Source organism: Stutzerimonas frequens (assembly GCF_024448335.1).
GTDB lineage: Bacteria > Pseudomonadota > Gammaproteobacteria > Pseudomonadales > Pseudomonadaceae > Stutzerimonas > Stutzerimonas frequens.
Genome location: NZ_JAMOHM010000002.1, coordinates 199,606 through 223,268, shown reverse-complemented (window position 1 = coordinate 223,268; position 23,663 = coordinate 199,606). Strand labels below are relative to the sequence as shown.

The 23,663-nt window shown below is 62.7% G+C and carries 25 protein-coding genes; 24 read left to right on the top strand and 1 reads right to left on the bottom strand.

All coding sequences use genetic code 11. From position 1 onward, the window contains the following. The first annotated feature begins 1 nt into the window (after nucleotide 1). The 11 genes from NAO55_RS03820 (at nucleotide 2) to flhB (ending at nucleotide 9,187) form a co-directional block, all read left to right on the top strand. Complete coding sequence (locus tag NAO55_RS03820) at nucleotides 2-1,693, top strand: ATP-binding SpoIIE family protein phosphatase (protein WP_180981640.1); 1,692 nt, start codon at nucleotides 2-4, stop codon at nucleotides 1,691-1,693. A 28-nt stretch (nucleotides 1,694-1,721) separates the two neighbouring features. Further along, nucleotides 1,722-2,072: an Hpt domain-containing protein gene (locus tag NAO55_RS03815; protein WP_102840196.1), complete on the top strand. Its 351-nt coding sequence runs from the start codon at nucleotides 1,722-1,724 to the stop codon at nucleotides 2,070-2,072. A gap of 172 nt (nucleotides 2,073-2,244) precedes the next feature. Continuing rightward, on the top strand, nucleotides 2,245-3,480 hold the full coding sequence (locus NAO55_RS03810) for a flagellar hook-length control protein FliK (RefSeq protein ID WP_102840197.1): 1,236 nt from the start codon (nucleotides 2,245-2,247) through the stop codon (nucleotides 3,478-3,480). A 233-nt stretch (nucleotides 3,481-3,713) separates the two neighbouring features. Continuing rightward, nucleotides 3,714-4,247 carry a flagellar basal body-associated protein FliL gene (gene fliL / locus NAO55_RS03805; protein WP_063539852.1) on the top strand — a complete coding sequence of 178 codons (534 nt, stop codon included), beginning with the start codon at nucleotides 3,714-3,716 and terminating at the stop codon, nucleotides 4,245-4,247. Nucleotides 4,248-4,260: 13 nt separating this feature from the next. Beyond that, the gene (gene fliM, locus NAO55_RS03800) at nucleotides 4,261-5,232 is read left to right on the top strand and encodes a flagellar motor switch protein FliM (RefSeq protein ID WP_013983226.1); all 972 of its coding nucleotides are present in this window, start codon (nucleotides 4,261-4,263) and stop codon (nucleotides 5,230-5,232) included. Nucleotides 5,233-5,272: 40 nt separating this feature from the next. Next, nucleotides 5,273-5,758: a flagellar motor switch protein FliN gene (gene fliN / locus NAO55_RS03795; RefSeq protein WP_063539851.1), complete on the top strand. Its 486-nt coding sequence runs from the start codon at nucleotides 5,273-5,275 to the stop codon at nucleotides 5,756-5,758. A gap of 1 nt (nucleotide 5,759) precedes the next feature. Next, entirely contained in the window at nucleotides 5,760-6,179 is a 420-nt protein-coding gene (fliO, locus tag NAO55_RS03790; RefSeq protein WP_063539850.1) for a flagellar biosynthetic protein FliO, read from the top strand. Continuing rightward, a complete protein-coding gene (fliP, locus tag NAO55_RS03785; RefSeq protein WP_063539849.1) occupies nucleotides 6,179-6,955 on the top strand; it encodes a flagellar type III secretion system pore protein FliP in 777 nt (258 codons plus the stop codon). Before fliO ends, fliP begins: the two co-directional genes overlap by 1 nt. Nucleotides 6,956-6,966: 11 nt before the next feature. After that, nucleotides 6,967-7,236, top strand: a complete 270-nt coding sequence (fliQ, locus tag NAO55_RS03780) for a flagellar biosynthesis protein FliQ (RefSeq protein ID WP_003296594.1) — start codon at nucleotides 6,967-6,969, stop codon at nucleotides 7,234-7,236. A 4-nt stretch (nucleotides 7,237-7,240) separates the two neighbouring features. After that, entirely contained in the window at nucleotides 7,241-8,017 is a 777-nt protein-coding gene (fliR, locus tag NAO55_RS03775; RefSeq protein WP_102840198.1) for a flagellar biosynthetic protein FliR, read from the top strand. 33 nt (nucleotides 8,018-8,050) lie between these two features. Then, a complete protein-coding gene (gene flhB / locus NAO55_RS03770; RefSeq protein ID WP_102840199.1) occupies nucleotides 8,051-9,187 on the top strand; it encodes a flagellar biosynthesis protein FlhB in 1,137 nt (378 codons plus the stop codon). A 39-nt stretch (nucleotides 9,188-9,226) separates the two neighbouring features. Here the strand turns inward: flhB and sodC are convergent, their stop codons facing one another. Further along, complete coding sequence (gene sodC / locus NAO55_RS03765; RefSeq protein ID WP_102840200.1) at nucleotides 9,227-9,748, bottom strand: superoxide dismutase family protein; 522 nt, start codon at nucleotides 9,746-9,748, stop codon at nucleotides 9,227-9,229. A gap of 199 nt (nucleotides 9,749-9,947) precedes the next feature. Between sodC and flhA the strand changes: the two genes are divergently transcribed. From flhA to NAO55_RS03700, 13 genes are all read left to right on the top strand, one after another. Then, on the top strand, nucleotides 9,948-12,068 hold the full coding sequence (gene flhA / locus NAO55_RS03760) for a flagellar biosynthesis protein FlhA (protein ID WP_063539845.1): 2,121 nt from the start codon (nucleotides 9,948-9,950) through the stop codon (nucleotides 12,066-12,068). A gap of 15 nt (nucleotides 12,069-12,083) precedes the next feature. Continuing rightward, a complete protein-coding gene (gene flhF, locus NAO55_RS03755) occupies nucleotides 12,084-13,376 on the top strand; it encodes a flagellar biosynthesis GTPase FlhF (RefSeq protein ID WP_102840201.1) in 1,293 nt (430 codons plus the stop codon). Nucleotides 13,377-13,467: 91 nt separating this feature from the next. Further along, on the top strand, nucleotides 13,468-14,295 hold the full coding sequence (gene fleN, locus NAO55_RS03750; RefSeq protein WP_063539843.1) for a flagellar synthesis regulator FleN: 828 nt from the start codon (nucleotides 13,468-13,470) through the stop codon (nucleotides 14,293-14,295). A gap of 17 nt (nucleotides 14,296-14,312) precedes the next feature. Further along, a complete protein-coding gene (gene fliA, locus NAO55_RS03745; protein WP_102840202.1) occupies nucleotides 14,313-15,038 on the top strand; it encodes an RNA polymerase sigma factor FliA in 726 nt (241 codons plus the stop codon). 74 nt (nucleotides 15,039-15,112) lie between these two features. Continuing rightward, the gene (locus NAO55_RS03740) at nucleotides 15,113-15,487 is read left to right on the top strand and encodes a chemotaxis response regulator CheY (protein WP_180981641.1); all 375 of its coding nucleotides are present in this window, start codon (nucleotides 15,113-15,115) and stop codon (nucleotides 15,485-15,487) included. Nucleotides 15,488-15,510: 23 nt separating this feature from the next. Next, a complete protein-coding gene (locus NAO55_RS03735) occupies nucleotides 15,511-16,305 on the top strand; it encodes a protein phosphatase CheZ (RefSeq protein WP_063539841.1) in 795 nt (264 codons plus the stop codon). A gap of 11 nt (nucleotides 16,306-16,316) precedes the next feature. Continuing rightward, entirely contained in the window at nucleotides 16,317-18,551 is a 2,235-nt protein-coding gene (locus NAO55_RS03730) for a chemotaxis protein CheA (protein WP_102840204.1), read from the top strand. Nucleotides 18,552-18,604: 53 nt separating this feature from the next. After that, the gene (locus NAO55_RS03725; RefSeq protein ID WP_102840205.1) at nucleotides 18,605-19,711 is read left to right on the top strand and encodes a protein-glutamate methylesterase/protein-glutamine glutaminase; all 1,107 of its coding nucleotides are present in this window, start codon (nucleotides 18,605-18,607) and stop codon (nucleotides 19,709-19,711) included. Between the two features lie 16 nt (nucleotides 19,712-19,727). Further along, on the top strand, nucleotides 19,728-20,468 hold the full coding sequence (locus tag NAO55_RS03720) for a flagellar motor protein (RefSeq protein ID WP_063539838.1): 741 nt from the start codon (nucleotides 19,728-19,730) through the stop codon (nucleotides 20,466-20,468). Between the two features lie 5 nt (nucleotides 20,469-20,473). Further along, the gene (gene motD, locus NAO55_RS03715; protein ID WP_063539837.1) at nucleotides 20,474-21,316 is read left to right on the top strand and encodes a flagellar motor protein MotD; all 843 of its coding nucleotides are present in this window, start codon (nucleotides 20,474-20,476) and stop codon (nucleotides 21,314-21,316) included. An 84-nt stretch (nucleotides 21,317-21,400) separates the two neighbouring features. Further along, nucleotides 21,401-22,189 (top strand): ParA family protein, encoded by a 789-nt coding sequence (locus NAO55_RS03710; protein WP_063539836.1) that lies wholly within the window; start codon nucleotides 21,401-21,403, stop codon nucleotides 22,187-22,189. A gap of 89 nt (nucleotides 22,190-22,278) precedes the next feature. Next, entirely contained in the window at nucleotides 22,279-23,100 is an 822-nt protein-coding gene (locus NAO55_RS03705) for a CheW domain-containing protein (RefSeq protein ID WP_102840206.1), read from the top strand. An 82-nt stretch (nucleotides 23,101-23,182) separates the two neighbouring features. Continuing rightward, complete coding sequence (locus NAO55_RS03700) at nucleotides 23,183-23,662, top strand: chemotaxis protein CheW (protein WP_063539834.1); 480 nt, start codon at nucleotides 23,183-23,185, stop codon at nucleotides 23,660-23,662. Nucleotide 23,663 lies beyond the last annotated feature (1 nt).

Below are 23,663 nucleotides of genomic sequence, written 5' to 3'. Positions count from 1 at the left end.
AATGCCCATGGGGCTGTCAATCCTGATCGCCGAGGACAGCCCGGTCGATCGGATGCTGCTTTCGACCATCGTCGCCAAGCAGGGGCATCGCGTGCTGACCGCCGCCGATGGACTTGAAGCGGTACAGCTGTTCGAGCGGGAGAAACCGCAGCTGGTGCTCATGGACGCGCTGATGCCGGTGATGGATGGCTTCGAGGCGGCCCGGCGCATCAAGCAGTTGGCCGGCGACGAGCTGGTGCCGATCATCTTCCTGACGTCGCTGACCGAGCATCAGGCGCTGGTCAGTTGCCTCGAGGCAGGGGGTGACGACTTCATCGCCAAGCCCTACAACCCGATCATTCTCGAAGCCAAGATCCAGGCCATGCATCGCCTGCGCCGTCTGCAGGCGACCGTGCTCGAGCAGCGCGATCTGATCGTCCGGCGCAACCAGCAGCTGCTCGACGAGCATCGCGCGGCCAAGGCGATCTTCGACAAGGTTGCCCACGCTGGCTGTCTCAGCGCGCCTAACATCCGTTACCGACAATCACCCCAGGCGCTGTTCAACGGCGATCTGCTGCTGGCCGCGCAGGCGCCGGCAGGCCAGATGTTCGTTCTGCTCGGTGATTTCACCGGCCATGGACTGCCAGCGGCGATCGGCGCCATGCCGCTGGCGGAAACCTTCTATGGCATGACCGCCAAGGGCCATTCGAGCAACGACATCCTTCGCGAGATGAATGCCAAGCTCAAACAGATCCTGCCGGTGGAGATGTTCTGCTGCGCAACGCTGCTGGACATCGACCCCAAGCAGGGGCGTTTACGCGTGTGGAACGGCGGTCTTCCTGATGGCTACCTGATTTCGGCGGATGGTCGGCAGACCCCGCTGGTGTCCCGGCATCTACCGCTGGGCGTCGTCTCGGCTGCGAAGCTGGATGACAAGTTCGAACACTATCCTGTGGCGCCGGGCGATCGGCTTCTGCTGCTTTCCGATGGGGTCGTGGAGAGCCGCAATGCCGAGGACGAGCTGTTCGGCGAGCAGCGTCTGCTGGCCGTCCTGGCTGCCAACCGCGATCCGTCGCGGTTGTTCGACGAGATCGAGCAGGCGCTGCTCGACTTTCATGGCCAGCCCCACGACGATTTGAGCCTGGTCGAGGTCGTGGTCAGCGACGAAGCGGTGCCGATGCCGCTGGCGGCGCCGGCTTCGGCAAGTCGTGTACGTCCGATGGACTGGTCGTTTCGGATCGAACTGCGCGCCGACAGCCTGCGCGGCGGCAATCCGCTGCCCTCCGTGCTGCAGGTTCTCTTGCAGGTCAACCAGCTGCGTCCGCGAGCCGGTCAGATCTATACAGTGCTTGGCGAACTCTATTCCAATGCGCTGGAGCACGGCGTGCTCGGGCTCGATTCGACCCTCAAGTGCGATGGGGACGGCTTCAAGCGCTACTACGAGTTGCGTCAGCAGCGTTTGCAGACGCTAGCCGAGGGCCATGTGCACCTCGAGCTGAGCATCAAGACCGGCCCGCAGGGCGGGCGATTGCGGGTCGCTATCAGCGACAGCGGCAGCGGGTTCGATGTGGCCCGGGCATTGCGGCTAGGGCTCGGCCGAGACCAGTTCAGCGGGCGCGGCTTGCATCTGGTACGCGAGCTGAGCGATGGGTTCGAGTGGCGGCCGGACGGGCGAGGTCTGAGCGTAGAGTTCAGCTGGCCGCCTGAGGCATAATCCGGCCCTTTGAAGCAGGAGTGTCCCGGTGACCAACACTCATCTCGATAGTGCCGTGCTCGCCACGCTGCAGGACGTGATGGAGGGTGAGTACCCGGCGCTGCTGGATACCTTCTTGAGAGATTCCGAGGAGCGCGTCCGGCTGCTTCGCCAGGCGCTGCATTCGGATCAGAGCGAGTCACTGCGGCGTGCCGCGCATAGCTTCAAGGGTAGCTGCAGCAACATGGGCGCGACTTTGCTCGCCGAGCTTTGCCAGCAATTGGAGAGTGCCGCCCGCAATGAGCGGCTGGAGGATGCGCCTGCGCTGCTAGCGTCCATCGAGCGCGAGTTCGCCATCATCGGTATCCTGTTCCGCGCGGAGCGACAGCGTTACGGCTGAGCAGACGACTTTCTGGCGCAGTTCGGTCAAGTGACGGTCGAAGGACTCTCATCTCGCGCGGTAGGGTAAGTCGCGCTGCCGGTGGACCCTGTCGCGCTCTAGGCGCCTTCTTCAAGTTATGGCCCAGAAATTGCTCTGTCACGCTCACGATCATTCGTGGCGGACTCATTCCATGGCTGTTACCCCCGACCTGCTGCTCAAGACCCCCACCGTCGATGTGCGTCCCAAGGCTTCGGCAAAAGCGCCGGACACGCCGCGCGAGAGCCGCGACGGCGGCGCAGCGAGCTTTTCCGACGTCTACGCACGGGAGCGCCAGACCCGGCCGACCGAGCGCGCCGAACGTGGCGATTCGTCTCGCGACAAACCTGTCGATGAAAAAGGCGAGGCAAAAGCGGCAGAGGCGAGCGGTGACGAAAAGCCGGCGGTTGCCGAAAGCGGCAATGCCTTGCCTGCCGCAAGCGAATCGGACGAGGTGCCGGAGGCCGAACTGGATCCGCTGCTGATGCTTGGCCTTGGCGGCCAGTCCGTCGCGCCGAGCGAGATTCAGCCAATCGGCGAAGTTCAGCCAGAGACCCTGCTCTCCGGATTGCCGGCCGTGCAGGGGCTGGTCAGTCATGACGGCGAGCTCGCCGAGCCGTCCATGACCAGCACGGGCTTGGTGAGCGATGAGCCGGTGGGGATGCAGAAAGCGGCCGCGCAACTGCGCGATCCGCTGGCCCAGGCACAGCTCAAGGCCGACAACGATGATGGCTTCGCCAATGCGTTGCTGGCTGGCAGCGAGTCGCTCGAAGATGCGGAGACAGAGCTGAAGCTGACAGCCGAGGAGCTGCTGGAAACGGTTGATGCGCCCAAGGAGAGTCGTGCCTCGAGCCTTGGCGAGTCTGCCGCCGCCCGGGTCAATCCGTTGAGCCAGGCGATCACGCAGCAGATTCAGCAGGCCCAGCGACCGGCGCTGGTGCCGGGACAGCCGGTCCAGGTGCAGCAATCCGGCTGGAGCGAGGCCGTGGTGGATCGGGTGATGTGGATGTCCAGCCAGAACCTGAAATCGGCTGAGATTCAGCTCGACCCCGCGGAACTTGGACGCATGGAAGTGCGCATCGAAATGACCAAGGACCAGGCGCAGGTCACCTTCCTCAGTCCTCACGCTGGCGTACGTGACGCGCTTGAAGGACAGATGCAGCGTTTGCGCGAAATGTTCAACCAGCAGGGCATGAGCCTGATGGACGTCAATGTCTCCGATCAGTCGCTGGCGCGCGGCTGGCAGGGCGGGGCGGACGGCGGTTCGTCGAGGGGCGGATCCTCCGGTGCGTCCGATATGGCTAGCGAGGACGATCAGCAGAACGGTATCAGCGAGATTTCGAGTACCCGCACCGGTGGCGATCGCGGCCTGGTCGACTACTACGCCTGAGTCTTTTTGCCTCCACTCTGGCGCGTCCAGCATCGGGGTGCGTCGGTTTTCCGCCGTCTGTCTGGATAGCCGTCGCGGCCCGTTGCGGTCGCCGTGACTGCAGCCTTTTCCTGATACCTTTTCGCTAATGGCGAACGACATACCCTAGCGCGCTGGCGTCGGCACGTTGGCACAGCTGTTGCTCCTAACTTCGCACAATCGGGTTGAAACGCTGTTGATGACGGATATTTGGCATGGCTAAGAAACAGGCTCCACCGGTAGTGCCGCCAACCGGGCCGGAAGCGCCTCAGGCAAGCAAAGGGAAGCTGAAACTCATTCTGGTGATCGTGGTCGCCATGTTGGTGGCTGTGGGGCTTTCGATCGGCGGTACGCTTTACTTCATGAGCAAGGGTGATGGCCTGGACAGTGACAAGGCGGAAGAAGCCCCAGCCACCGCTTCGGGTAAGCAGCCGGCGATCTATGAGGTGCTGATGCCGGCCTTCGTGGTCAACTACAGCCACAAGGGGCGGCAGCGGTATATGCAGGTGAGCATTGCGCTGATGTCGCGTGACCAGGCCGCTCTGGATGCGCTGAAGGTGCATATGCCGTTGTTGCGTAACCGGCTGGTGATGCTGTTCTCGAGTCAGGATTTCGAGGCGCTGAAAACGCCGGTAGGCAAGGAAATGCTGCGTCAGCAGGCCACTGCCAGCGTGCAGGAACTGGCGCAGAAGGAAATCGGCAAACTTGCCGTCGAGCAAGTGCTGTTCACCAACTTCGTATTGCAATAGAAGGCTGCCGCAGATGGCTGTTCAAGACCTGCTCTCGCAAGACGAGATCGATGCGCTCCTGCATGGGGTCGACGACGGTCTGGTGGATACCGAAAGCGATTCCGAGCCGGGGTCCATCAAGAGCTACGACCTGACCAGTCAGGATCGCATCGTGCGCGGGCGCATGCCCACGCTGGAAATGATCAACGAACGTTTCGCCCGTTATACCCGCATCAGCATGTTCAACCTGCTGCGGCGTTCGGCCGATGTCTCGGTCGGTGGCGTCCAGGTGATGAAGTTCGGCGAGTACGTGCACTCGCTGTACGTGCCGACCAGCCTCAACCTGGTGAAGATGAAGCCGTTGCGTGGCACGGCGCTGTTCATTCTCGACGCCAAGCTGGTGTTCAAGCTGGTGGACAACTTCTTCGGTGGCGACGGCCGCCACGCCAAGATCGAGGGTCGCGAATTTACCCCGACCGAGCTGCGCGTGGTGCGCATGGTGCTGGATCAGGCCTTCGCCGACCTGAAAGAAGCCTGGCACGCGGTGCTGGACGTCAACTTCGAGTACGTCAACTCGGAAGTGAACCCGGCGCTGGCCAACATCGTCAGCCCCAGCGAGGTGGTGGTTGTTTCCACCTTCCATATCGAGCTGGACAGTGGCGGCGGCGATCTGCACGTGACCATGCCTTATTCGATGATCGAGCCTATTCGCGAGATGCTCGACGCCGGCTTCCAGTCGGATGTCAGCGACCAGGACGAGCGCTGGGTCAAGGCGCTGCGCGAGGACATTCTCGACGTCAACGTGCCGCTGGGGGCCACCGTCGTGCGCCGCCAGCTCAAGTTGCGCGACATCCTCAACATGCAGCCAGGGGACGTTATTCCCGTGGAAATGCCGGAAGACATGATCATGCGTGCCAATGGCATGCCGGCCTTCAAGGTCAAGCTGGGCGCCCACAAGGGCAACCTGGCGCTGCAGGTGCTGGAGCCCGTGGTTCGCCCACGCTGACTCCGCCCTTTACTCAATTCGAGCCGTTCGAGGACTAGCGATGGCAGACGAACACGACAATACATCCCCCGAGGAGCAGGCGCTGGCCGACGAGTGGGCCGCGGCCCTGGCCGAAGCCGGCGATGCCAGCCAGGACGATATCGATGCGCTGCTGAACCAGGGGCCGGCAGCGGCGGCGCCTGCCGCACCGACTGCGCCGCGCGCACCGCTGGAGGATTTCGCCAGTGCGCCGAAGTCCTCCGGAGGTGTTCAGCTGGGGCTTGAGGGGCCGAACCTGGATGTCATTCTGGATATTCCGGTTTCCATTTCGATGGAAGTGGGCAGCACGGAAATCAGCATCCGCAACCTGCTGCAGCTCAATCAGGGCTCGGTGGTCGAGCTCGACCGCCTGGCCGGCGAGCCGCTGGATGTGCTGGTCAACGGTACGCTCATCGCTCATGGCGAGGTGGTAGTGGTCAACGAGAAGTTCGGGATCCGGTTGACCGATGTGATCAGCCCCACCGAACGCATCAAGAAGTTGCGTTGACATGCGCGGCCTGGCATTGCTGGCGGCGCTCTTGGCGTTCCCGGTGTGGGCGGCGGAGCCGACTGCGAGCATGAACAGCAGCGCCATGGGCGCACAGCTGAGCAAGCTGCTGCTCGGCCTGTTGCTGGTGATCGGGTTGATATTCCTGCTCGCCTGGCTGCTGCGTCGCGTGCAGCAGCTGAACCCACGTGGCACCCAGGTGATCAAGCTGATCTCCAGCCAGGCGCTGGGTCCGCGCGAGCGGCTGGTGCTGGTGCAGGTCGGCGGCGAACAGATCCTCATCGGCCTGAGCGGCGGCCGCATCACGCCGCTGCACGTGATGAAGGAGCCCGTGCACCTGCCGGATGCCGAGCCGGCCAATCCCGAATTCGCCCAGCGTCTGATGGAGCTGCTCGGCAAGGACCACAAGGACAAGCCTTGATGTTGCGCATTCTGCTGCTGGCCGCGCTTATGCTGGTCGGCCCTCTCGCTGTCGCGCAGGAGTCGTCCGGCATCCTGGCGCAGGGCGACAATCCGCTGTCGATCCCCGCGATCACCCTGACTACCGATGCCGAGGGGCAACAGGAGTATTCGGTCAGCCTGCAGATCCTGCTGATCATGACGGCGCTGAGCTTCATCCCTGCGTTCGTCATGCTGATGACCAGCTTCACTCGGATCATCATCGTGTTTTCCATCCTGCGTCAGGCCCTGGGTCTGCAGCAGACGCCGTCGAATCAGATCCTCGTCGGCCTGACGCTGTTTCTCACGCTGTTCATCATGGCCCCGGTGTTCGACCGGATTAACCAGGAGGCGCTGCAGCCTTACCTGAGCGAGCAGATTCCGGCACAGGAAGCGATCAGCCGCGCCGAGGTGCCGCTGAAGAACTTCATGCTGGCGCAGACCCGCGAGAGCGATCTGGAGCTGTTCGTGCGCTTGTCACGGCGTACCGACATCACCTCGCCCGAGGCGGCACCGATGACCATCCTGGTGCCGGCGTTCGTCACCTCCGAGCTGAAAACGGCGTTTCAGATCGGTTTCATGATCTTCATCCCGTTTCTGATCATCGACATGGTGGTGGCCAGCGTACTGATGGCGATGGGCATGATGATGCTCTCGCCGCTGATCATCTCGCTGCCGTTCAAGATCATGCTGTTCGTGCTGGTCGATGGCTGGGGGCTGATCATCGGCACCCTGGCCGGCAGCTTCGGCACCCTGTAGGAGGGACGCGAATGACACCGGAAGTGGCGGTGGACCTGTTTCGCGAAGGGCTGTGGATGACCGCGATGATCGTCGGCGTGCTGGTGGTGCCGAGCCTGCTGGTCGGTCTGGTGGTGGCGATGTTTCAGGCCGCAACGCAGATCAACGAGCAGACCCTGAGCTTCCTGCCGCGCCTGCTGGTGATGCTGCTGACGCTGATCTGGGCCGGCCCCTGGCTGGTGCGTGAGCTGATGGAGTACACGCAGAACCTCGTGCAGAACATCCCGTTGCTGATCGGTTAGCCCGATGCTGGAGCTGAGCAATGCACAGATCGGCGGCTGGGTGGCGCAGTTTCTGCTGCCGCTGTTTCGCATAGCCGCATTGCTGATGAGCATGCCGCTGATCGGTACCCAGCTGGTGCCGATGCGTATACGCCTGTATCTGGCTCTGGCGATCGCGCTGGTCCTGGTGCCGACGCTGCCGCCGATGCCCGCGGTCGATTCGCTCAGCCTGGGGTCTTTGCTGCTGATTGCCGAGCAACTGGTGATTGGCGTAATGCTCGGCTTCGTTCTGCAGCTGTTCTTTCATGTGTTCATCGTCTCGGGCCAGCTGCTGGCGATGCAGATGGGCCTCGGTTTCGCCTCGATGGTCGACCCGGCCAACGGCATCTCGGTGCCCGTACTCGGCCAGTTCTTCAACATGCTGGTGATCCTGCTGTTCCTCTCGGTCAATGGCCACCTGGTGGTGCTGGAAATCCTCGCCGAGAGCTTCGTCACCCTGCCGGTGGGGGCTGGCCTGTCGATCAATCACTTCTGGGAAGTGGCCGGCAAGTTGGGCTGGGTACTGGGTGCCGGCTTGCTGCTGGTGCTGCCGGCGATCACCGCACTTTTGGTGGTCAACCTCGCGTTTGGCCTGATGACCCGTGCGGCGCCGCAGTTGAACATCTTCTCCATCGGCTTTCCGCTGACCCTTGTGCTCGGCCTGATCATCGTCTGGATCGGCATGGCCGATATCTTCGCCCAATACCAGATATTCGTCAGCGAGGCACTGATGATGCTGCGCGAGCTGGCGGGGGCACGCTGATGAAGTGTGCCCTGTACCTGACGGAGGTCGCGCATGGCTGAGAGCGAAAGCGGCGCCGACAAAAGCGAGGAACCCACAGAGAAACGCCTGCGCGAATCGCGCGAAAAAGGGCAGCTGGCACGTTCCCGCGAACTCAGCACGGTGGCGGTAACGCTGGGAGGTATCGGCGGGTTGCTGGCGTCCGGTGGCGGCCTGGCACAAACCCTGATGGCCATGATGCAGGGCACGTTCGAGCTCAGCCGCGAAGCGCTGCTGGACGAGGGCTCCATGGCGAGCCTGTTGATGGGCAGCGGTCTGATGGCGCTGGAGGCGATCATGCCCCTGCTGATCGCATTGCTGATCGCATCGATCGTCGGCCCGGTGGCGCTGGGCGGCTGGCTGTTCTCGGCCAAGGCGATGGCGCCCAAGGTCAGCAGGATGAATCCCGCGGCCGGCCTCAAACGCATGTTTTCCACTCAAGCGTTGGTCGAGCTGCTGAAGGCGCTGGGCAAGTTCCTCGTCGTGCTCAGCGTTGCGCTGCTGGTGTTGTCGGCGTATCAGGACGACCTGCTGTCCATCGCCAAGCAGCCGCTGGACCTCGCCATCATGCACAGCGTCGAGATCGTCGGCTGGTGCGCCCTGTGGATGGCCTGTGGGCTGATCATCATTGCTGCGGTGGACGTGCCGTTTCAGCTCTGGAGCAACAAGCAGAAGCTGATGATGACCAAGCAGGAGGTCAAGGACGAATACAAGGATTCCGAGGGCAAGCCGGAGGTCAAGTCGCGCATCCGCCAGCTGCAGCGTGAGGCCGCGCAGCGGCGGATGATGCAGGCGGTGCCGGAAGCCGATGTGGTCATCACCAACCCGACGCACTTCGCCGTTGCGCTGAAGTACGACGGCGACAAGGGCGGCGCGCCAAGGCTGGTTGCCAAGGGCGGTGACTTCGTGGCGTTGAAGATTCGTGAGATCGCCCAGGAGCACAAGGTGACGGTGCTGGAGTCGCCGGCGCTGGCGCGGGCGGTGTACTACTCCACCGAGCTGGATCATGAGATCCCGGCTGGCCTTTATCTGGCCGTGGCACAGGTGCTGGCCTACGTCTATCAGTTGCGTCAGTACCGCGCGGGCAAGGGGCGCCGACCCGAGCCGTTGAACAATCTGCCGATTCCGCCGGACCTGCGGCGCGACGAGTGATCCGGCCGGGTGACGGGTTGCGTCGCCCGGCCGCAGCGCTTATTCGATTACGCCGCAGGCGACACGTGCGCCGCCACCGCCCAGGGGCTGCGGATGGTCGGAGTGATTGTCGCCGCCCTGATGGACCATCAGCGCCAGGCCCTTGATGTCACCCAGGCTCTTCAGGCGCGGCGCCAGTACCGGTTGGCTGGCCTTGCCGTCGCTGTCGACGTAGAGCGCGGGCAGGTCGCCCATATGCCCGTCGCCCCAGGGTTCGCCGTGCTTGCCGCTGTTCTTCGGGTCCCAGTGTCCGGTCGCAGCAGCCGCCGCGGTTGGCTTGCCGTCGACTTCGGCCGGCTCGCAGCTGCCTTTGGCATGAATATGAAAGCCATGGATGCCGGGCTGCAGGTCGGCAAGCTCGGGGCGGAATACCAGACCGTACTCATTGCTTTCGATCTTCACGCTGCCCACGGATTCTCCGATGCCCTGGGCGGTGACGGCGTTGATCTCGACGTTCAGCGTTTCCGCCTGGGCGGCGAAGGCGGTGCAGCCGGCTAGGGCGGCGATGATCCACTGTTTCATCTGAAAGCTCCTTTTGCGCAGACGGCGACGGAGTGCCGCCGGTAGCAACTGTGACTGCCGACGCTGCATGGCGTTCGCACCGCCCCGCGGTATAGAGCGCGCTGGTAGCCAATGCGGCAAAGAGTTGGACCCCTTCTTGCTATAGCTCCGGCAGGGCGCATTTCGCGTCAAGAATTCGTTCTGTATTTCCGGGGTTTCTGTGGATCGCACGCAACTCGTCAATATTCGCAACGGCCTGGCAGGCGCGGGGCGCGGCAATCTCGGCGTACCGCTGCTGTTGCTCGTGATGATGGGCATGATGATGCTGTCGGTGCCGCCGCTCCTCCTGGATCTGCTGTTCACCTTCAACATCGCGCTGTCGATTGTCGTACTGCTGGTCAGCGTCTATGCGCTGCGGCCGCTGGACTTCGCCGTTTTCCCGACGATCCTGCTGGTCGCGACCCTGATGCGTCTGGCGCTTAACGTTGCCTCGACCCGGGTGGTGCTGATCAACGGCCATGAAGGCGGCTCGGCCGCTGGCCATGTGATCGAGGCCTTCGGCAACGTGGTGATCGGCGGCAATTACGTCGTCGGTATCGTCGTCTTCGCGATTCTGATGATCATCAACTTCGTCGTGGTCACCAAGGGCGCCGGACGCATCTCGGAAGTCAGCGCCCGCTTCACCCTCGACGCCATGCCCGGCAAGCAGATGGCGATCGACGCCGACCTCAACGCCGGCCTGATCGACCAGGAAGAAGCCAAGAAGCGCCGCAGCGAGGTTTCCTCGGAGGCCGACTTCTACGGTTCTATGGACGGTGCTTCGAAATTCGTGCGCGGTGATGCCATTGCCGGCCTGCTGATTCTCTTCATCAACCTGATCGGCGGCGTCGGCATCGGCATGGCGCAGCACGGCATGAGCTTCAGTGAGGCAGGCCAGGTCTATGCATTGCTGACCATTGGTGATGGTCTGGTCGCACAGATTCCTTCCCTTCTGCTGTCCACCGCAGCAGCCATCATGGTGACCCGTGTCACCAGTTCGGAGGATATGGGGCAGCAGGTGCAGCGGCAGATGTTCGCCTCGCCCAAGGCGCTGGCGGTGTCGGCAGCGATCATGATTGCCATGGGGCTGGTCCCGGGCATGCCGCATATGTCCTTCCTCGGCCTTGGTGCCGCGGCTGCAGCGGGTGCCTACTGGATCTGGCACCGCCAGAAGCAGTCCGTCAAGAAGACCGAGCAGGAGGTGCAGAAGCAGCAGGAGATGCTGCCCGCGCAACGAGCCGCCGAAACCAAGGAGCTGGGCTGGGACGACGTGACTCCGGTCGATATGGTCGGCCTGGAGGTCGGTTATCGTCTGATCCCGCTGGTCGATCGTAATCAGGGGGGGCAGCTGCTGGCGCGAATCAAGGGTGTGCGCAAGAAGCTCTCGCAGGACCTGGGTTTTCTCATGCCTTCGGTCCATATCCGCGACAACCTCGACCTGTTGCCCAACGCCTATCGCTTGACGCTGATGGGCGTGAGCCTGGCCGAGGCGGAGGTCTATCCGGATCGTGAGCTGGCGATCAATCCGGGCCAGGTGTTCGGCCCACTCAACGGCATTGCCGCCAAGGATCCGGCATTCGGGCTCGAGGCGGTGTGGATCGAGACCAGCCAGCGCGATCAGGCACAGTCGCTGGGTTATACGGTGGTGGATGCCAGCACTGTCGTCGCCACGCACCTCAACCAAGTGCTGTACAAGCATGCGCACGAGCTGCTGGGGCACGAGGAAGTGCAGCAGCTACTGCAGCTGCTGGCCAAGAGCTCGCCCAAGCTCGCCGAGGAGCTGGTGCCAGGCATGGTGTCGCTCTCCACGCTGCTCAAGGTCTTGCAGGCGCTGTTGCAGGAGCAGGTTCCCGTGCGCGACATCCGCACCATCGCCGAGGCTATCGCCAACGTGGCCGCCAAGAGTCAAGATCCCGCCGCGATGGTGGCTGCGGTGCGCGTTGCGCTATCCCGCGCAATCGTGCAAAACGTTGTGGGACTAGAGCCGGAGCTGCCTGTGATCACCCTCGAGCCCCGATTGGAACAGATCTTGCTCAATAGCCTGCAGAAGGCTGGGCAGGGCTCCGATGACGGCATCCTGCTGGAGCCGGGAATGGCCGAAAAGTTGCAACGGTCTCTGGTAGAAGCGGCACAGCGTCAAGAAATGCTCGGCAAACCGGCGGTTCTGCTGGTCGCCGGCCCGGTCAGGGCGATGCTGTCGCGGTTCGCAAGGCTGGCAGTGCCGAATATCCATGTTCTGGCCTACCAGGAAATACCGGACAACAAGCAGGTCACCATCGTCTCGACGGTGGGTCAGAATTAACCGAGGGTACAGGCCATGCAGGTCAAACGTTTCTTCGCCGCCGATATGCGCATCGCCATGAAGATGGTGCGTGACGAGCTGGGCGCCGATGCCGTGATCATCGGCAATCGCCGGGTGGCCGGTGGCGTCGAGCTGACGGCCGTACTCGACTACCCGATGCAGTCCGCGCCGGCAGCGACCAAGCCCAATCCTGCGCTTGAAGCTGAGCTGCGCAAGACCCAATCGCGCCTGGCCAGTGCCCATGCCGAACTGAGCGCCACGCCGCAGGCGAAGATGCAGGATCGTCAACTGCTTGACGAGAAGCCGGCCGCCGTGGCGCCGAGCGCTCAGCCCGAGCCGGCTGCCGCGCCATCTGCTGCCGTCGATCCGCGCGCGATCGAGGCGATGTACTCGGAGCTGCACGGTCTGCGTGAGCTGATCGAGGTGCAGCTCGGCTCGATCGCCTGGGGGCAGGAGCAGAGCCGCCGTCCACAGCAGGCCAGCCTCTGGCGCCGGCTCCAGCGCCTCGGCCTGCCGGCCGAACTGTCGCGCAGCCTGCTGGAAAAGGTCGCGACCATCAACGATCCGCGTCAGGCCTGGCGCATGGTGCTGGCCTATATGGCGCAGGCGATCAAGGTCAGCAAGCAGGAGCCGCTGGAAGAGGGTGGAGTGATCGCGCTGGTCGGCCCGGCCGGTGTTGGCAAGACCACCACCCTGGCCAAGCTCGCGGCCCGTTACGTACTCAAGTACGGCGCACAGAACATCGCCGTGGCGAGCATGGACAACTACCGGATCGGCGCGCAGGAGCAGCTCAAGACGCTTGGGCGTATCCTCGACGTTCCGGTGCTGCAGATCGACCCGAGCCAGCCATTGAGCAAGACGCTGGCGCCGCTGGCCCGCAAGCGGGTGATCCTGATCGACACCGCCGGCCTGCCGGCCAGCGATCCGACCTTGCGCAAGCAGCTCGAAGCGCTGTCGGATCGCGGTGTGAAATCCAAGAACTATCTGGTGTTGGCGGCGACCAGCCAGAGTCAGGTACTCAAGGCGGCATGGCACAACTATCGTCGCTGTGGCCTGGCGGGTTGTATCCTGACCAAGCTGGACGAGGCAGGCAGCCTCGGCGATGTGCTCGGCCTCACGATCAGCCAGCATTTGCCGATAGCCTACCTCGCCGATGGTCCGCGGATTCCGGATGACCTGCATCTGCCCCGTAGCCACCAGCTGGTCAGCCGTGCGGTAAGCCTGCAATCAGGCGAGGAGCCGAGCGAAGAGGCCATGGCCGACATGTTCGCCGGGTTGTACAACGGCTCGTCACGGCGGGCCGGATGATCAAGCGAGTGCGGTACCAGAATGAACCAGATGCGTGCCATGCGGGCGCATCGCCGGCCGTATGGCCCCAGCAAGATATAGGCGTGTGAACATGGGTATGCATCCCGTACAGGTGATTGCGGTGACCGGCGGCAAGGGTGGCGTCGGCAAGACCAACGTGTCGGTCAATCTGGCGCTGGCGCTGGCCGATCTGGGCCGGCGTGTGGTGCTGCTCGACGCCGACCTGGGTCTGGCCAACGTCGACGTCCTGCTTGGCCTGACCAGCAAGCGAACCCTGGCCGATGTGATCGCCGGTGAGTGCGATCTGCGCGATGTGCTGATCCAGGGTCCCGGCGGTATCCGTATCGTGCCCGCGGCATCCGGGACGCAGAGCATGGTACAGCTGTCGTCCCTGCAGCATGCCGGTCTGATCCAGGCATTCAGTGAACTGGGCGATGAGCTGGACGTGCTGATCATCGATACCGCGGCCGGTATTGGTGATTCGGTGGTCAGCTTCGTGCGTGCCGCGCAGGAAGTGCTGCTGGTCGTCACAGATGAACCCACGTCCATCACCGATGCCTATGCTCTGATCAAGTTGCTCAACCGTGACTACGGCATCAGTCGTTTCCGGGTGTTGGCCAACATGGCGCATGCACCCCAGGAAGGTCGCAACCTGTTCGCCAAGCTGACCAAGGTCACCGAGCGTTTTCTCGATGTGGCGCTGCAGTATGTCGGCGCCGTGCCCTACGACGAGGCCGTACGCAAAGCGGTACAAAAGCAGCGTGCCGTCTATGAAGCCTATCCGCGCTCCAAATGCGCGCTGGCCTTCAAGGCCATTGCGCAGAAGATCGATACCTGGCCGTTGCCTGCTACCCCGCGCGGCCATCTCGAATTCTTCGTCGAGCGCCTCATCAGTCCCGCTTCAGAAAGCCACGAATGACAGGTGCCGGATCCGCTATGTATTACAGCAAGGCTCAGGCAAAGGATGCTCAATATCGCCTGATCGATCAGTACGCGCCGTTGGTCAAGCGTATCGCTTACCACCTTCTGGCGCGTCTGCCTGCAAGCGTGCAGGTGGACGACCTGATCCAGGCTGGAATGATCGGACTGCTGGAAGCAGCGAAGAAATACGACGCCGGCAAGGGCGCCAGTTTCGAAACCTACGCCGGCATCCGCATCCGCGGCACCATGCTCGACGAGGTGCGCAAGGGCGACTGGGCGCCACGCTCGGTGCATCGCAACTCGCGCATGGTCAGCGAGGCGATCCGCGCCATCGAAGCGAAAACCGGTCGTGACGCTAAAGATCATGAAGTTGCGGCCGAACTTAAGCTTAGTCTCGATGAGTATTACAGCATCCTCGGCGATACCCTCGGCAGCCGACTGTTCAGCTTCGACGACCTGCTGCAGGAAGGCGAGCATGGCGAGCTGCAGGAGGATGCCGGCAGTACGCACCCCGAGCCTTTCCGCGATCTGGAGGACGAACGTTTCCAGTTGGCGCTGGCAGAAGCCATCGCCAACCTGCCGGAGCGCGAGAAGCTGGTGCTGTCGTTGTATTACGACGAAGAGCTGAACTTGAAGGAAATCGGTCAGGTGCTGGGAGTCAGCGAGTCGCGTGTGAGCCAGTTGCATAGCCAATGTGCGGCGCGCCTGCGTGCGCGCCTCGGTGAATGGCGCGCCAATTGACGATTGTTTGCGGTATGACGTGCTCGGTTTGCTGAGGCATTTTGGGACTTACGGAGGTCGACTTGGACAAGAACATGAAAATCCTCATCGTCGATGACTTCTCGACGATGAGACGAATCATCAAGAACCTCTTGCGTGACCTGGGGTTCACCAACACCGCCGAAGCGGACGATGGCAACACCGCGCTGCCGATGCTGAAAAGCGGCAGCTTCGACTTTCTCGTCACCGACTGGAACATGCCGGGCATGAGCGGTATCGATCTGCTGCGTACCGTGCGTGCCGACGAGCGCCTCAAGCACCTGCCGGTGCTGATGGTCACTGCCGAAGCCAAGCGCGACCAGATCATCGAGGCGGCACAGGCCGGCGTAAACGGCTATGTGGTCAAGCCTTTCACTGCCCAGGTGCTCAAGGAGAAGATCGAGAAGATCTTCGAGCGCGTCAACGGCTGAAGCAGCAACGCCGCGAGGGCACTATGACGCAAGCAGATCAGAGCCTGGCAGAGTTCGAAGCGACTCTGAAGGCCAACGCCCCGAAGTTGATTGAAAGCCTGCAGCAGGGCCGCTTCGATGAAGCGACGCAGATGTTCAATGAACTCAGCCAGGCGCGTAATCACAGCCTCTATCAGGAAGTCGGCAAGCTCACCCGCGAGCTGCACAACGCCATCGTCAAACTCGAGATGGATACCTGTGCCACCGGCGGCGATCCGTCACCGATCACCGACGCGACCGATCGCCTGTCCTATGTGGTGGAGATGACCGAGAAGGCCGCCAACCGCACCATGGATCTGGTGGAGGAATCGGCGCCGCTGGTCAACTACGTTAGCTACGAGGCCCAGAGCCTGACGGCTGACTGGCAGCGATTCATGCGCCGCGAAATGGATGCTGAACAGTTCCGTGGGCTGGTCAAGCGCATCGACCAGTACCTCAAGCGCAGCATGAACGATGGCAGCCAGCTGTCGCAGAACCTCAGCGAAATCATGCTGGCCCAAGATTTCCAGGACCTGACCGGTCAGGTCATCAAGCGTGTCACCCGACTGATCACCGAGCTTGAAAGCAATCTGCTCAATCTCGTCCTGATGGCGGGGCAGGTCGACCGCGTGGCTGGCATCCAGCACGACCGCGATGCCATGCGCGCCGAGCAAGAGAAGAAAAAACAAGAAAAATCGCCTTCCAATGGTGAAGGTCCGCAGATGCATGCCGATATGCGTGAAGACGTCGTTTCCGGCCAGGACGATGTCGATGATCTGCTTTCAAGCCTGGGCTTTTAGGGGAAGTGAATATGAGCTTCGACGCCGATGAAGAAATTCTCCAGGACTTCCTGGTAGAGGCCGGCGAGATTCTCGAATTATTGTCCGAGCAACTCGTGGAGCTGGAAAGCAGCCCCGATGACATGGCGTTGCTCAATGCGATTTTTCGCGGGTTCCATACGGTCAAGGGCGGTGCGGGCTTTCTCCAGCTTCATGAGTTGGTGGAATGCTGCCACATTGCCGAAAACGTCTTCGACATCCTGCGCAAGGGTGAGCGTCGAGTCGATTCCGAACTGATGGACGTCGTTCTGCAGGCGCTCGACGCCGTGAACGCGATGTTCAGCCAGGTCCGTGAACGCGTCGAACCTACTCCTGCCTCGCCGGAACTGCTGGCCGCATTGGCCCGTCTGGCCGAGCCTGCATCCGACGACGAAGCACCTGCCGCCGCAGCGCCCCAGGCCATCGCCGAGCCTGTGAGCGAAGGCGTCGACAGCGATTTCGAGCAGCTGCTGGACGCGATCGAACCGCCCGTTGTCGAGCCCCTGGCATCCGCCGATACAGGCACCGTGGCTGACGAAATCACCGATGATGAGTTCGAGTCGTTGCTCGATCAGCTGCATGGCAAGGGCAAGTTCGAACCGGCAACTACCGCAGCGACCACGCCGGCGGCTGCCGAGCCTGCGATTGCTAGTAGCGGGGCAGGCGCAAGCGACGAGATCACCGATGACGAGTTCGAAGCACTGCTCGATCAGCTGCACGGCAAGGGCAAGTTCGAGCCGGCAACCACCGCAGCGACCGCGCCGGCGGCTGCCGAGCCTGCAACGGCCAGTAGTGGGGCAGGCGCAAGCGACGAGATCACCGATGACGAGTTCGAAGCACTGCTCGATCAGCTGCATGGCAAAGGCAAGTTCGAACCCCCAGTCGTTGGCGCCAGTCCGGCCGGCGTCAGCGAATCCGCCGCGGCTGCATCAGTAGAAAAGGCGCCGACCAAACCGACTCCCGCGAAGGCTGAGCCGGCTCGTCCGGCTGCTGCCAAGCCGGTGGCTGCCGCAGCGAGCAAGCCCGCCGTGCCAGCCGCGGCCGAGAAGGCTCCGGCCGAGGCCGAGACCACGGTGCGCGTCGATACCGCGCGGCTGGACGAGATCATGAACATGGTCGGCGAGCTGGTGCTGGTGCGTAACCGTCTGGTGCGCCTGGGCTCCAATAGCGGCGACGAGGCAATGGCCAAGGCCGTTTCCAACCTCGATGTGGTCACCGCCGACCTGCAGAGCGCGGTGATGAAGACCCGCATGCAGCCGATCAAGAAGGTGTTCGGCCGTTTCCCGCGGCTGGTACGCGATCTGGCGCGCAGCCTGAAGAAAGAGATCAATCTGGAACTGGTAGGCGAAGAAACCGACCTCGACAAGAACCTCGTCGAAGCCCTGGCCGACCCGCTGGTGCACCTGGTGCGCAATGCCGTCGACCATGGCATCGAGATGCCCGAGGAGCGCGAGGCGGCCGGCAAACCGCGTACCGGCCGTGTGGTGCTGTCGGCCGAGCAGGAAGGCGACCACATCCTGCTGATCATCAGCGATGACGGCAAGGGCATGGATGCCAACGTCCTGCGCGCCAAGGCTGTCGAGAAAGGCATGCTGGAGAAGGATGCCGCCGATCGCCTGAGCGATCTGGAGTGCTACAACCTGATCTTCGCGCCGGGCTTCTCGACCAAGACCGAGATTTCCGACGTGTCCGGTCGTGGCGTCGGCATGGATGTGGTCAAGACCAAGATTTCCCAGCTCAACGGTACGGTGAACGTGTTCTCCACCAAGGGACAGGGCTCGAAGGTGGTGATCAAGGTACCGCTGACTCTGGCGATCATGCCGACCCTGATGGTCATGCTCGGCAGCCAGGCTTTCGCCTTCCCGCTGGTCAACGTCAACGAAATCTTCCACCTGGACCTGTCGCGGACCAATGTCGTCGATGGCCAGGAAGTGGTGATCGTGCGCGACAAGGCGCTGCCGCTGTTCTACCTCAAGCGTTGGCTGGTTCACGATGCTGCTCAGGAAGAGCAGCGCGAAGGTCATGTGGTGATTCTCAGCGTCGGCAACCAGAGCATCGGCTTCGTCGTCGATCAACTGGTTGGGCAGGAGGAGGTGGTCATCAAGCCGCTGGGCAAGATGCTGCAGGGTACGCCCGGCATGTCCGGCGCGACCATCACCGGTGATGGCCGCATCGCTCTGATTCTCGACGTTCCCAGCATGCTCAAGCGCTACGCACGCAGGATTTGATTCGGTCAGGCAGCGCCGTTCCGGGAGGGGCGCGCTGCCGCTAGGAGTGATGTATGGCAGTCAAGGTCCTGGTCGTCGACGATTCCGGTTTCTTTCGCCGGCGTGTCTCGGAAATCCTTTCCTCTGATCCCAATATTCAAGTCGTCGGCACCGCTACCAACGGGCGCGAGGCGATCGACCAGGTGCTGGCGCTGAAACCGGACGTCATCACCATGGATTACGAGATGCCGATGATGGACGGCATCACTGCGGTGCGGCAGATCATGCAGCGCTGTCCGACGCCGGTGTTGATGTTCTCCTCGCTGACGCACGAAGGTGCGCGGGTCACTCTCGATGCGCTCGACGCCGGTGCCGTCGACTACCTGCCGAAGAATTTCGAGGACATCTCGCGCAACCCGGACAAGGTCAAGCAGCTGCTGTGCGAGAAGGTGCACACCGTTTCGCGCAGCAACCGACGCTACAGCACTTTCTGCAGTTCCAGCGTCAGCGCCCCGGCACCCTCTGTCCGCGGAACACCCGCCGCATTGGCCACTGCCCGTAGCACCGGTGCTGGCGCGACCCCGGCAGCACCCGCGCGTGCGCCGGCGCCCAAGCGCAAGGCCTACAAGCTGGTGGCCATCGGTACCTCGACCGGCGGCCCGGTGGCGCTGCAGCGGGTGCTGACTCAACTGCCTGCCAATTTCCCGGCACCCATCGTGCTTATTCAGCACATGCCTGCGGCGTTCACCAAGGCATTCGCCGACCGCCTGGACAAGCTCTGCCGCATTCGCGTCAAGGAGGCGGAGGATGGTGATGTGCTGCGACCCGGCCTGGCGCTGCTCGCGCCCGGCGGCAAGCAGATGATGATCGACGGGCGCGGCGCGGTGCGCATTCTGCCCGGCGACGATCGCCTCAACTACAAGCCCTGTGTCGATGTCACCTTCGGTTCGGCGGCCAAGTCGTTTCACGACAAGGTGCTTGCAGTGGTGCTCACCGGTATGGGTGCCGATGGCCGCGAGGGCGCGCGGCTGCTCAAACAGAGCGGCAGTCAGGTATGGGCTCAGGACGAGGCCAGTTGCGTGATCTACGGAATGCCGATGGCGGTGGTCAAAGCCAATCTGAGTGACGCCGTTTATGGGTTGGACGACATCGGGCGCAATCTGGCCGAGGCCTGCATCTGATGAAGGCTGGCCGCTGATGGATGTTCTCAGCCTCATCGGGTTGCTGCTGGCGTTCGTCGCCATCGTCGGCGGCAACTTTCTCGAGGGTGGCCACATATCGGCGCTGCTCAACGGACCTGCCGCGTTGATCGTGCTGGGCGGCACGCTCGGCGCGGTACTGCTGCAAACACCCATCGCGGTGTTCATGCGTGCCATGAGCATCGGTCGCTGGATCTTCTTTCCGCCGCGCATCGATCTGGCTCGCGGCATCGCCATGGTCACCGCCTGGAGCAATACGGCGCGCAAGGAAGGACTGCTCGGCCTCGAGCCGGTTGCCGAGACTGAACCCGATCCCTACGCACGCAAGGGGCTGCAGCTGCTGGTCGACGGCGCCGAGCCGGAAGTCATCCGCAGTATTCTCGAAGTTGACCTCTACACCCAGGAAGGCCGCGATCTTCGGGCCGCCAAGGTCTACGAGAGCATGGGTGGCTATTCTCCGACCATCGGCATCATCGGTGCGGTGATGGGTCTGATCCACGTAATGGGCAATCTGGCCGATCCCAGCCAGCTCGGCAGCGGCATCGCCGTGGCCTTCGTCGCAACGATCTATGGGGTCGCCTTCGCCAACCTGCTGGTCCTGCCAGTGGGCAACAAGCTGAAGAGTGTCGTTCAGCGCCAGACGGCCTATCGCGAGATGCTGCTCGAAGGTGTGCTATCCATCGCCGAAGGCGAAAATCCACGCTCCATCGAGATGAAGCTGCAAGGCTTCATGGACTGATCGCCATGGCCAGACGCAGAGCGCCGGAAGAGCACGAGAATCACGAGCGTTGGCTGGTTTCGTACGCCGATTTCATCACGCTGCTGTTCGCCTTCTTCGTGGTGATGTACTCGATTTCCTCGATTAACGAGGGCAAGTACAAGATTCTCTCCGACTCGCTGGTCGGCGTGTTCAACCAGGTCGATCGGGCCGTGAAACCAATCCCGATTGGTGACGAGCGGCCGCGGACCACCGAGTCGGATGTTTCGCAGGTGCAAGACCTTTCCGGCCCGTCCTCGACATCCGGGGCGCCGACGTTCGATCCGCTGGAGCGTATCGCGCAAAGCATGCGCGAGACCTTCGGCGAACTGATTGCCAACGAGCAGCTGACCATTCGCGGCAATGAGCTGTGGATCGAGATCGAGCTCAACTCCAGTCTGCTGTTTCCCAGCGGTGACGCGCTGCCCAATGATCAGGCGTTCCAGTTGATCGACAAGGTCGCGGCCATCCTGGCGCCTTACGACAACCCCATCCATGTCGAAGGCTTTACCGACAATCTGCCCATCAGCACGAGCCAGTTCCCGACCAACTGGGAGCTGTCCGCAGCGCGAGCCGGCAGCGTCGTACGCATGCTCGCCGCGCAAGGAGTCGCCCCGTCCCGGCTTGCGGCCGTAGGCTACGGCGAGTTTCAGCCGGTGGCTGACAATTCGACGGCCGAGGGGCGCGCGCGTAACCGACGGGTGATCCTCGTGGTATCGCGCAATCTCGATGTGCGCCGCAGCGTTTCCGGCGTCGGTAGCGCAAATGCCAGGCCCAACGAGGCACTGCGTCGGGCTGGCACACAATCTGCACCGGCTGCAGCCATGTGAGCGCCTGAGGGTGCAATCGTCAAAACACCGTCGCCCCGCCGTTTCAGGTGGGAACTGCCGGTCAGCTTCGCCGGGTGGGGAACCATGAGAGTCTGGGCTGTTGCCAATCAAAAGGGTGGGGTGGGCAAAACCACCACGTCGATCGCGCTGGCGGGCTTGCTGGCCGACTCCGGCAAGCGTGTCGTGGTGCTGGACCTGGATCCGCACGGGTCGATGACCAGCTATTTTGGTCACGATCCGGACAACCTAGAGCACAGCGTCTTCGACCTGTTCCAGCACCAGGGTACCGTGCCAGAAGGTCTGCCCTGGCAGCTTCTACTCTCCACCAGTCATGAGCGAATCTCGCTGATGCCGTCGAGCACGGTGCTCGCGACGCTGGAGCGTCAGTCGCCAGGGCAGAACGGTCTGGGACTGGTGATCGCCAAGAGTCTGTCGCAGCTCTGGCAGGACTTCGATTACGCGGTCATCGACAGCCCGCCGCTGCTCGGCGTGCTGATGGTCAATGCACTTGCTGCCAGCCAGCAACTGGTGATCCCGGTACAAACCGAGTTTCTCGCGATGAAGGGCCTCGAGCGCATGGTCAGCACGCTGTCGATGATCAACCGCTCGCGCAAGCAGGCGCTGCCGTACACCATCGTGCCGACGCTGTTCGACCGTCGTACCCAGGCCTCGATGAACACGCTCAAGGTCTTGCGTGCCGGCTACGCCGACCATCTCTGGCCGGCTTTCATTCCAATCGATACGCGGCTGCGCGACGCCAGTCGTGCCGGTCTGACACCTTCGCAGTTCGATCCCGCCAGCCGCGCCGTTCTTGCCTATCGTGCCTTGCTGAAGCACCTGCTGGCGCTGCAACCGTCGCCGCAGGTGGCTTGACAAAAGGGACAACCGCTCGGCGCTTGGCGCCTCAAGTTTGTTGCGTCGGCAGCCGATAGCCTGTTCAGCTTCTCCTTACGAGTCTTTCCATGAGTCGCACCGTCCTTACCGAAACCCGATCCCAGCAAGCGCTGCAGTCTTATCTCGACGGGCTGCTGCAGGATGCGGCCATCGAACTGGCGGACTCGGTCAGTCAGGACGAATTCCAGGCTGCCGTGCTCGAGGAACAGCTGCGCGATGCGCGAATCAGCCAGCCGCCGCGCCTGGAGATCGTACAGCCCACGCCGCCCGCGCCGCCTGTGGTCGTCGCGCCTGAAGCCCCTGAAATACCTGCGCCCGCGCCAGTGCATGCCGCAGCGCCAATCATTGCCTTGGCGGCCGCTGCGCAGCCTGTCGATGAACTGACAGCTATCGTCGCTGATCGGCATCCGGGCTGGGGCGACGAGCCCTTCGAGTGTCTGCTGTTCGATGTCGCCGGGCTGACGCTGGCGGTGCCTCTGGTCTGCCTGGGGTCCATCTACCCGCTGGCGGGACAGGAGCTTACGCCGCTGTTCGGCCAGCCCGACTGGTTTCTTGGCATACTGCCGAGCCAGGCGGGCAATCTGAAGGTGCTGGACACGGCGCGCTGGGTGATGCCTGATCGCTATCGCGACGATTTTCGCCAGGGCCTGCAGTACGTGATTTCGGTGCAGGGTTATGAATGGGGGCTGGCGGTACATCAGGTCAGCCGGTCGATCCGTCTCGACCCCAGCGAAGTGAAGTGGCGTACACAGCGCAGCCAGCGCCCTTGGTTGGCCGGTACGGTTATCGAACACATGTGTGCGCTGGTCGATGTCACGGCACTGGCCGAGCTGATCGCCAGTGGTGCGGTCAAGCAGATGCACGACACGGCAAAGCCGCACAAGCGCTGAAAGAATGAATGACGGTCGCACGCGGTGTGCGGCCTGGCGATAGAATCGACCGCCGCGAGCGGTAATTGAAGAAGGTGGGATTATGAAGATGACGTCTGCGCAGGGCTCCGAAGATCCTGTTCTGCAATGGGTAACCTTCCGTCTGGATAACGAGACGTACGGCATCAACGTGATGCAGGTTCAGGAAGTGTTGCGCTACACCGAGATTGCGCCGGTACCCGGGGCGCCGAGCTACGTGCTGGGCATCATCAATCTGCGAGGCAACGTGGTCACGGTAATCGATACGCGCCAGCGTTTCGGTCTGGCCCCGGCCCCGGTTTCGGACAATACCCGTATCGTGATCATCGAAGCGGATCGGCAGGTGATCGGCATCATGGTCGACAGCGTCGCTGAGGTGGTTTACCTGCGTCAGTCGGAAATCGAAACCGCCCCCAACGTCGGCAACGATGAATCGGCCAAGTTCATTCAGGGCGTGTGCAACAAGAACGGCGAGCTGCTGATTCTGGTCGAACTCGACAAGATGATGAGCGAAGAAGAGTGGGCCGAGCTTGAGAGCATCTGAT